Origin of the sequence: Shewanella sp. BJSY2023SW007, from assembly GCF_047314525.1 — a bacterium.
Classification (GTDB): domain Bacteria; phylum Pseudomonadota; class Gammaproteobacteria; order Enterobacterales; family Shewanellaceae; genus Shewanella; species Shewanella chilikensis.
In genome coordinates this window covers 1-3,209 of record NZ_JBKORL010000009.1, presented here as the reverse complement: position 1 = coordinate 3,209, position 3,209 = coordinate 1, and the positions used below count along the sequence as shown (strand labels likewise).

Sequence of the window (3,209 nt, the reverse complement as noted above, 5' to 3'; positions counted from 1 at the left end):
GTTTGACCGGCTGCAATGGTGATGCTGGCGCCGTTGGACAGGGTCAGCACCAGGTCGGTTTCAGGGGCATTGTTGACCGTGGCGGTATAGGTAATCTGGCCGCCTTCACTCACTTCAGCCGGGGCAGTCAGGGTTACCGTGGTGGTATCTATGGTGTCATTGACCTGAGTATCGACACTATTGCCGAGGTCCAGGTTTTCGTAGTTGCCGCCCTGGGCGTCGGTGATGCCGACCGTGAGGATTTCACCGTCCTGATAGACATCATCAGTCGGTGCATCAACGGTTACAGTGCCGGAAGTTTGACCGGCCGCGATGGTGATGCTGGCGCCGTTGGACAGGGTCAGTACCAAGTCATTTTCGGGGGCATTATTGACCGTGGCGGTATAGGTGATCTGGCCGCCTTCATTCACTTCAGCCGGGGCGGTCAGGGTGACCGTGGTGGTATCTATGGTGTCATTGACCTGAGTATCGACACTATTGCCGAGGTCCAGGTTTTCGTAGTTGCCGCCCTGGGACTCAGTGACACCGACATTCAGTACTTCACTGTCCAAGTAGACATCATCGCTGGGGGCGTCGACGGTAACGCTGCCTGAAGTTTGGCCAACAGGGATCACTATAGTCGCGCCGTTGGACAAAGTCAGAACCAAATCACTTTCCAGAGGAGCATTGTCTACAACAGCAGTGTAGGTAATGCTGCCACCCTCGTTGACTTGGGTTGGCGCCAACAAGGTTACAGTGCTGGGAGCAACTTGAGTCAACTCGAAGGTGTTTTGTGACAAGCCATCTTGCAGTGTAATGGCATCAGCTTCGACGCCCGCTGAATCGTAGCCACTGGCAGCCAGAGTTTCTGCGCCACTTCTTGCCAATGAGACAAAACCGGACGTTCCCTCATTTCCTTGAGTTCCTCCGGCAGCAGTATCAGGCAATGAAGCGGTTGGATCTTCTCCCGATGCGATAAGGGCTTGTAGCTGGGCAATTTCAGAATCTGTTACAGCATCGGTATTTTGCAACGCTTCCTCAGGGGCTTCATCTTCATTTCCAAGACTACTTCCGTCACTGAGTAAGAGTTCGAACTGTGCATCATTATCGACAAAAACTTCGCTTCCCTGCGCGACGAAGTCGCCCTGTTGTAGTGGCACTTGCTGGCCATTTGACATGACATAAGCCTTGCCATTCAAAGTCTTAACTTGACCATCTTGTGTAGTGATAAGTACTTTCATGTCCCGCCCCCGGCGCTTGCAATATCCGTATCAATAAAGTTGCAGCCCAATAGGTTTGGGTTGCAAGTTGGCAAATAGTGTAAATCTCTTGGGTGCGATTTTAGATTAATTGTTTTCAAAGGTCAATTTTTTGACGCTATTTGCAAATTTGTTAATTTACTGATTTAAAAGAAATATTTTTTACTGTTGATTAATAAAAAAACAGGAGCCTGCGGCTCCTGTTGATTCTATTGAAAAAATTATTGTTTAAGGTTAGGGAATTAATTGTTCCTCGGATGAATAAGTATAGTTAGGCTCAGGAAAAGAAGCCTGAACAACAGGTTGAGTGACCAACAATGCACCGTCGGAGATAAGGGATTGAATAATCACACCTTCATCTGTAGTTCCATACTCTGCGGACAGATCCACACCATTGAGAACTATGGTGACACTGTCCCCTCCGGCACCTGTTGTGTCGACACTTATGATGGTGTTGCCACCCACAAAGCTGAAGTCCAGGTAATCATCCAAAACCCCGTTTTCTTCATTGACCAAGATGTCTGATAAATCCAGTGCATCTGTGTTAGGGTCGAAGTTATAGACGTCATCAGTGCTGCCATCTGCAGACCCTGCATCCCAGATCAATATATCTCTGTCATTGTCTATGCCGGCATCCAAGCGATCACTGCCGGGGCCGCCAACCAGATAGTCGGCACCTGTACCGCCAAAGATGTAGTCATTGCCAGCGCCACCCAGTAGTTGGTCATCACCTTCCAGACCATAGATGGTGTCATTTCCTTCGCGACCGACAATTTCATCGCTTTGGTTTGCCCCGGTGAGCGAGTCACTTTGAGTGCTACCAAAGATGAGATTATCTATGTCGTCGGTTCCTGTTATTGTAATGGCATCATCAGGTAGTAGCTCGTGAGTAAATACAGCTTGTACATACCTGGCCTGATAACTGCCTCCATCATTGTCGAAGTAAGTAATGGTCCATAGATCGCCTGCTTGGGCCGGATTCAAAGTCAGGTAGTCGGCGAGAGTTACTGAGTTATCCGATTCTTGCACTATCTGATCGTAGCCAATACTGGCCTTCATCAAGCCTGAATCCGCATCATAGAACCAAGTCTGTTCTACGCTATCGACGGGATCTGCCAACAGCACTATGAAGGTTATGCCGTTAATGGTAAGCCTGACTGAGACCTCCGTTTCCCGCTTGCTGCCCGCGGTAGTGTCAATGTCTCTCTCATCTCCGGGAATTGGAATGGCAAAGGGCGATTTCTGGTAATCGGTAAACAGATCCAGGCTACCATTGGCTGGAGCTAAATTAATGGCATCGGCGAATCCGCCACTGATACTGAGGACAGCATCTTGATCATTCCCTGAGGTCAAAGGCGATGAACCATCACCTATGGTGACACTTTCCCCTCCCAAGCTGTTACCCGGCACAGCATGGATGATGAAGTCGCCATCAACCTGATCTGTACCTGAGTTGACTGTGAAGGTCAGAGAAATATCCAGTTGTTCCTCTATATCACCGTTATCCCCCGGCATATAGACCAGACTGCCCAACTCTGTGGCAGATAAGGCCTCAGGATTGTTAAAGTCATACTGCACCAGCATCTGGATGTCTTCATCCCAATACCAAATGGAGCCTATCTCGGCGGTTTCCTCCGGATCGATAAACTCAAGGCTCAGGTTTGTGATGCTAATGTCATCAGTGGCATCTACATCGCTCGGTACATCAATGTTTAGCGGATAGCCGGCAAGATAAGGATCCGAGAGTTGCAACAGGGAGGCCGGAACCCAGATCTCTTTGGCAAATTCGCCTTCAACCGGGTCGTTGGTACCATTGATGGTGATTGTCACGGTTTCAGTGTCGGTGCCGCCGTTGCCGTCATCGACCGTGACATCAAAGCTTAAGGTGATGGTCTCGCCGACGGCGAGGAACTGCACCAGGCTGTTGGCAATGTCATAGCTCCAGCCGGCGTTATCGACACTGAAGCCGGC

General features: G+C 49.7%; 2 protein-coding genes. Both read right to left on the bottom strand.

Annotated elements, in window-relative coordinates; genetic code table 11:
• On the bottom strand, positions 1-1,220 hold a 1,220-nt coding region (locus ACMHXE_RS02465; RefSeq protein ID WP_413731277.1), incomplete at its 3' end, for a retention module-containing protein.
• Between the two features lie 252 nt (positions 1,221-1,472).
• Positions 1,473-3,209: type I secretion C-terminal target domain-containing protein (locus tag ACMHXE_RS02460; RefSeq protein ID WP_413731275.1), on the bottom strand; the 1,737-nt coding region annotated here is incomplete at its 5' end.